6 protein-coding genes are annotated in these 6,278 nt (G+C 38.3%); 5 read left to right on the forward strand and 1 reads right to left on the reverse strand.

Going from position 1 to position 6,278, the window contains the following annotated elements; genetic code table 11:
• The first annotated feature begins 10 nt into the window (after positions 1 to 10).
• The 5 genes from D8M06_RS04080 to D8M06_RS04100 all read left to right on the forward strand — a co-directional run bounded on the left by D8M06_RS04080 (position 11) and on the right by D8M06_RS04100 (position 4,778).
• Positions 11 to 718, forward strand: coding sequence for an amino acid ABC transporter permease (locus tag D8M06_RS04080; protein ID WP_121203053.1), 708 nt, complete (start codon positions 11 to 13; stop codon positions 716 to 718).
• Between the two features lie 12 nt (positions 719 to 730).
• Complete coding sequence (locus D8M06_RS04085; RefSeq protein WP_241558802.1) at positions 731 to 1,447, forward strand: amino acid ABC transporter permease; 717 nt, start codon at positions 731 to 733, stop codon at positions 1,445 to 1,447.
• An 18-nt stretch (positions 1,448 to 1,465) separates the two neighbouring features.
• Complete coding sequence (locus D8M06_RS04090) at positions 1,466 to 2,221, forward strand: amino acid ABC transporter ATP-binding protein (RefSeq protein ID WP_121203054.1); 756 nt, start codon at positions 1,466 to 1,468, stop codon at positions 2,219 to 2,221.
• 258 nt (positions 2,222 to 2,479) lie between these two features.
• On the forward strand, positions 2,480 to 3,484 hold the full coding sequence (locus D8M06_RS04095) for a DUF3231 family protein (RefSeq protein WP_121203055.1): 1,005 nt from the start codon (positions 2,480 to 2,482) through the stop codon (positions 3,482 to 3,484).
• A 913-nt stretch (positions 3,485 to 4,397) separates the two neighbouring features.
• Positions 4,398 to 4,778: a VOC family protein gene (locus D8M06_RS04100; RefSeq protein ID WP_121203056.1), complete on the forward strand. Its 381-nt coding sequence runs from the start codon at positions 4,398 to 4,400 to the stop codon at positions 4,776 to 4,778.
• Positions 4,779 to 4,867: 89 nt separating this feature from the next.
• On the opposite strand, the gene D8M06_RS04105 is transcribed toward D8M06_RS04100, so the two are convergent.
• Positions 4,868 to 6,103 carry an MFS transporter gene (locus D8M06_RS04105; RefSeq protein WP_121203057.1) on the reverse strand — a complete coding sequence of 412 codons (1,236 nt, stop codon included), beginning with the start codon at positions 6,101 to 6,103 and terminating at the stop codon, positions 4,868 to 4,870.
• Positions 6,104 to 6,278 lie beyond the last annotated feature (175 nt).

Here is a 6,278-nt window from a genome sequence, read left to right on the forward strand (position 1 = left end):
GTGCCACAATATGGAGAAATATTTCGATGCGACCTATATATGGGAATCCATTCCAGCGCTGCTTCCCTTTTTAAAAGTAACCTTTATGGTGGCAGGTCTTTCCGTTTTATTCGGAAGCCTGCTAGGTCTGCTTTTAGCAATCATGAAACTCGGAAAAAATAAGCTTTCTCAGCAGATTGCCCATGGGTACACCACCGTCATGCGCTGTACGCCATCTATTGTTCTCTTATTCTTAATCTATTACGGGGTTCCAGCCATTTTCATTAATTTCGGGATTAACTTGAACGACATGAGTTCCGCCTTTTTTGTTGTCATTACGTTCAGCCTTCAATTCGGCGCCTTAATGTCCGAGGTGATTCGCTCCGCCTATGAATCAATTGATAAAGGACAATATGAAGCAGCCGTTTCGGTTGGACTCAGTAACACCCAGGCGTACGGGAGAATTATATTTCCACAGGCCTTTGTCGTGGCCCTTCCAAACTTCGGGAATGCCCTGCTGGAATTAATGAAAGAAGGGGCGCTCGCCTACACAATCGGCCTAATCGATGTGATGGGCAAAGCAAATCTAATTATTGCTGGCAACTATAATTCCCATGCATTGGAAATTTATATCGGACTATCCCTCATTTACTGGGTACTGTCCATCATGATCGAACAATTTTTCCTAAAATTAGAAAAAATCTTCAGCAAAGGGAGAAAAGATTTAAAAACTGCTTAAGGGGGTGGGAGTGTGCCGAATGGATTAGATATCCCATTTTTAATCGATACGTTTTTCGTGGCTTTGACAGGAGTTCCTATCGCAATGCTTATTACCATCGTTTCCTTACTCATTGCTCTGCCACTAGGATTTTTACTGGCATTAACGAGAATTAATAGAATGCCGATTCTAAATCAATTTTCCCGGGTGTATGTTTCTTTTGTACGCGGAACACCTGTCATCGTTCAGATCTTTATTATCTATAACAGTGTCCCCTTATTGCTTGGGACCATCTTTGAAAAATACAACATCAACATGAATGTATATGAAGTGAATCCCATTTGGTACGCCTTTATTGTGTTTTCCTTAAACACAATCGCTACCTTAATTGAGGTATTTCGCTCTGCCATCAACACGGTTAGTAAGGGACAACTGGAGGCCGCCCATTCGGTTGGTTTAACGACGGCTCAAGCATTTATCCGAATCATTATTCCACAGACGTTAGTCGTGGCCTTACCGAATATTTGTAATGCAACCGTTAATTTGATTAAAGCAACCTCCTTAGGCTATGCCATGTCCCTACCGGAAATCACGCTAAAAGCACAAGTTGCCGCCAATGCCAGCTACAACTACATCGAGGCTTACATTGCGATTTTTATTATCTATTTATTGATTTGCAGCTTGGTAGAATATGCCTTTAAACGGTACGAGAAACGTCTCAGAAAATATCAAATTGCACCAGCTGCTTAATACATTGGAGGTGAAACCATGCTAGAAATTCAAAACATCCACAAATCCTTTGGAGAAACTACCGTTTTAAGTGGAGTAGATTTACAGATTGGAAAAGGAGATGTCGTGGTCGTTCTCGGGCCAAGTGGTTCAGGAAAAACCACACTACTGCGATGCATTAATTTTCTAGAAAAAGCAGATAAGGGAGAAGCCATTTTTGGAGATATTCAAGTAGACCTACATCAAGCATCCAAAAAACAAATCCAAGCAATTAGAAAACGAACAGCCTTTGTTTTTCAAAACTATAATCTATTCAATAATAAAACCGTATTGGAAAATGTCACCGAAGGCCTCATCATTGGAAGAAAAATTCCCAAAGAAAAAGCAATTGAGATCGCCAAAAACGCCTTAAATAAAGTTGAATTAGAGGATAAATATACCGCGTATCCAGCTGAACTGTCAGGCGGCCAGCAGCAACGTGTCGGTATCGCCAGAGCCGTCGCCCTAAGTCCAGATATCATCCTGTTTGATGAACCAACTTCCGCACTGGATCCCGAACTCGTTGGCGAAGTATTAGAAGTCATGAAAACCATCGCCAAAGAAGGAACTACCATGCTCGTCGTGACCCATGAAATGTCTTTTGCCAAAGACGTCGCCAATAAGGTCGTCTTCATGGATGGCGGAGTCGTCGTAGAAGAAGGACCACCAAAGGAATTTTTCGAAAACCCCAAGGAAGAAAGAACAAGGAAATTTCTAAGAAGAGTTTTACCAGATGATTTTATTTATCATATTTAAGGGACATGGGGACAGGTTCCTCGTCCCCTTCAATCTAAGGGAACGAGGCTGGCCTCTTGTATTAATATCTCGACATAAATATAGAGCAACTCTCTATATATCCGTACTTTTGTTGATATCGATATCCTCCCTCTATCTCATGCTTCATTGATATCTTAGGTGAAGGTGTTTGCCAATAAAAAATCAGCTAATAATATAATAAGGATTGGACATACTAAAGCAAATAAAAAGGATATCTATTTAGGAGGCAAGTATCCTATGCACAACCATGAGAAGCCCTTAACATCTGCAGAAATCTCTACTCTATGGGCTAACTACTTAGGAGATAGTATGTCTATCTGCGTATTCAAATACTTTCTTACCCACTTGGAAGATGCCGAAATTAAAAAAGTGGTAGACTATGCAATAGACTTATCACAACAACATGTTAAAACGATAGAAGATATCTTTAAACAAGAGGGAATTGCCGTTCCGAAGGCATTCGGTGAGGAGGATGTTCATACAGATGCGAAACGCTTATTTTCTGATACCTTTTATCTAAAGTATGTTAAAAACATGGCAAAAGGTGGTTTAGCCAATTACGCTTCTGCATTACCAAATTTAGTAAGACAAGACATTCGTTCCTATATAGGTAAATCCATAGATTCCACTAAAGAGCTTTATAATATAGCAACTGATCTACTATTAACCAAAGGATTTGAAATTCGCCCTCCATCTATCCCCTATCCAAAAGAGGTGAGTTTTGTCAAAGACCAACACTTTCTTGCAGGTTGGATGGGAGAACAAAGGACATTAACCGGAACAGAAATTACCCAATTATACGCTAACATTGAAACCAATCGATTAGGACTATCTCTTATCATAGGCTTCAGCCAGGTAGCTAAGGATGCAACTATTCGGAAATATATGATGCGTGGGAAAAAGATGGCTAAAAAGCATATTGATATTTTCAGCTCTTTTTTACAAAAACACGATATCCCCTTTTCTACTTCCGGACAAAACGAAGTAACTGACTCAACAGAGGCACCATTTTCCGATAAGCTGATAATGTACCATGTAGGACTTTTAAGCGCTGCAGGAATGGGAAACTATGGTGTTGCCATGGCTCTAAGTCCAAGACGCGATATTGCCATGTATCTTGGTCGTCTTTTAATGGAGGTTGGATTATTTTCAGAAGATGGTATGAATATCACCATCAGAAATGGCTGGATGGAATACCCTCCGTCAGCAATTGATCGCAATAACTTAGCAAGACGTCCATAATTTCCGACCATGGATAATAATTAGGAAGAATATATCACAGCTTTCTATTCCAAAGGGAAAAGACCAAATCGTAAACACGATTTGGTCTTTTTTGATTCCCTAATTAAATAATTAAATCACTCACCACTCAAGAATTTAACTTCCTCATATTTATTTAGAACATTATTGATGGTATATTAAAATGTTCGAAAAGGGGTTAATTATTTCACGGATATAAAGCTAAATAAAAATTATTTCATATATTGTTTATTCTAAGAAAATGATGTTTTTTTATGATAAACTAGACATGCTCTATCTGCTTAATTCACATTTTTACAAAGCCCCTTTCTAGATAGATTGTTGCTTTATGAAGTTTAACAGTTGATATAAACTCCTGATATATTTAATTAAGAATATATAACTAATGGAGCGATTCGTTAACACCGCTACGGAAATACACTCCGCTTTCCGCGGGAGTCTCCGTTTATTCCCTCCGCTATGCGTCTCCTCTACTTGTATAAAATAGAAATATGCTGTTTTAAGGATCATAATGGTCTTAAAACGTAATTTCTAGAGATATAAGCTCAAAGTATAATCTTGAGCACCTATTTAAGCGGAGGAAGAATGCGGAGACTCCTCGAAAATGAAAGAGTACATTTTCTTCGTGCGATGTAATGCTGACGAAGCCTTCCTTGTCCTTTGGGAATAGCACGTGTCCAGACCTGAGCAGGAAGTGATTTTCTTCCGAGGAGGCTAAGGCCGTGCCAACGGAAAGCAAAGTATTCTGCCGGAGCGAATGATCGCACAAATCAATCATAAGTGTAAGCGAGAGCTACATTATTCTAAATTATAGATATTAATAATCTATATAAAATGTAAGATAAAGTCATTAAGAAAAGAGAGCATTGACTAAGGAAAGGACAAGATATTAATTATGGAATTGAGACTTGAATTATTTGTTAAAAATATTAAAAAATCAGTGGAATTTTACCGGAATGTTTTAGATTTTAATACACCAAACGATACGAAAAATAGTTACAGTTACATACCTGTTAGTAAAGGGAACGTAGTCTTAGGCTTAGGAGAAATGAAAAACTTACCTGCTAATCATCCAGTTAAAAGCTCTGATGATGCTCAACAAGTAGGATTAGGAGTGGAAATTGTTTTAGAAGTACAAGACGTAAATGATGTATATCACAAAGTTATGACAAAAGGATACCCAATTCAGACAAAGTTGACTAAAAGACCGTGGGGAATGGTCGATTTTCGAATTATAGACCCAGACGGATATTACATAAGAATCACATCAAACTAGTGGGAAAAGTTTATCATCTTCCCACTAAATTCCCCACCGTACATAATATAATATGAGACTTTTAGGATTATCCTCTAGCATTGAAATCTCTATCTTAATCCCTTTTTTTCCTTTATAGCAAGCACTCCAATTAAGCCAATTATGGAAAAAATAACTGGAGTCATAAAACCATAATAATATCCATCATGCAAACTTCCAGAAACAATCTGAAAATAATCCAACACGTTCCCGAAAATACTAGGCAACAATATGGCACTTAAGAAACCACCTGTATTTGCAAATCCAGAAACAATCCCCGCTTCCATTACTGGAAAAGATTTTCGAACAGCAGCAAATGTTAAAGCATTTGCTCCATACGATAGACCGATGACAAAGAAAAGTATTGTCAATAAAAAAGCTGGGGGATTTCCATAAAAGACGAGAAAAGTAGACCAAGCAACTATTAGTATTACGTGGACAAAGATATACGGCCTTTTAATAGTTCCTAATCGACTAGAAATCCAGCCGGAAAATGGCCCACCAATAAGTGCACCAACAAGTCCAATCATCACTAACTGACTAGCATCTGAACGCGTCATCCCGTAAATATTCATCCCGTATGGAACCCCCCAAGAACTGATGAAACCAACATATGTCCCCACGATACCAAAGTGACATAAGAATAACGCCCATGCCTGCCGATTAGTAAAAATCCTCTGCAGCAAATGCATTAATTTTTCCTGTTCCCTTTCCTGCTTCACAAATAAAGTTTGTTTTGGTTTTTTTAGAAGAACATAATATAGCATAATAGCGCATGCACACAACAATACCCCTGTTAAAAAAAATGCGGTCCTCCAACCTAAAACTTCTATTAAAAATGAAAACGGCATCGTTGCCAACAAGTAGCCAAGATTTCCCATCATTGCTGCAACGCCAATTAATTTAGTAAATTCCTTCGCATTAAACCATTGACTTAAGATTAACACCGTATTAACCCAAATGGTCGCATCCCCTGTTCCTGTCATAATTCTGGCAAGAAATAAGACACTTTCATGGGTACTAATACTGTAAACGACGGTTCCCAGTCCAGTAAGAAAGGACCCAATAATTAGAAAAAAGTTCGGACCATAACGATCCGCCCACAGCCCCATCGGTATTTGCAGAGCTGTGTAAACAAAAAATTGAATACTTGTCAGCAAACCAATAATGGTAGCTGTAACTTGAAAATCAAACATAACCTGTTCAGTAATTAACCCCGGTGCAGTTCGTTGGCTAGACATGACTAAATAAGTAAACAATACCGCAGCAAATACTACCCATCTAAATCGGCTGTTCTGTTTATCCATTGACATCTTCCCCTGCTGAGCCTTTTCCATATATATATATGGTTATTTAGCTCAGCACGGAACAAGGGGACAGGTTGAGGCCACTGAAAAACCATCCCTTTTATAGAAAGTGTTGAAGTAAAATAAAAAAAGAGAGTCCTTTTTTGTTTTTTTCACAAAAAAGTCTCTCTTTTTT

This window comes from Oceanobacillus halophilus (genome assembly GCF_003628505.1).
Lineage (GTDB): Bacteria > Bacillota > Bacilli > Bacillales > Amphibacillaceae > Oceanobacillus > Oceanobacillus halophilus.

Coding starts and splice junctions, on each gene's coding strand:
- D8M06_RS04080 (WP_121203053.1), top strand. CDS start 11: ATGGAGAAATATTTCGATGCGACCTATATATGGGAATCCATTCCAGCG.
- D8M06_RS04090 (WP_121203054.1), top strand. CDS start 1,466: ATGCTAGAAATTCAAAACATCCACAAATCCTTTGGAGAAACTACCGTT.
- D8M06_RS04095 (WP_121203055.1), top strand. CDS start 2,480: ATGCACAACCATGAGAAGCCCTTAACATCTGCAGAAATCTCTACTCTA.
- D8M06_RS04100 (WP_121203056.1), top strand. CDS start 4,398: ATGGAATTGAGACTTGAATTATTTGTTAAAAATATTAAAAAATCAGTG.
- D8M06_RS04105 (WP_121203057.1), bottom strand. CDS start 6,103: ATGGATAAACAGAACAGCCGATTTAGATGGGTAGTATTTGCTGCGGTA.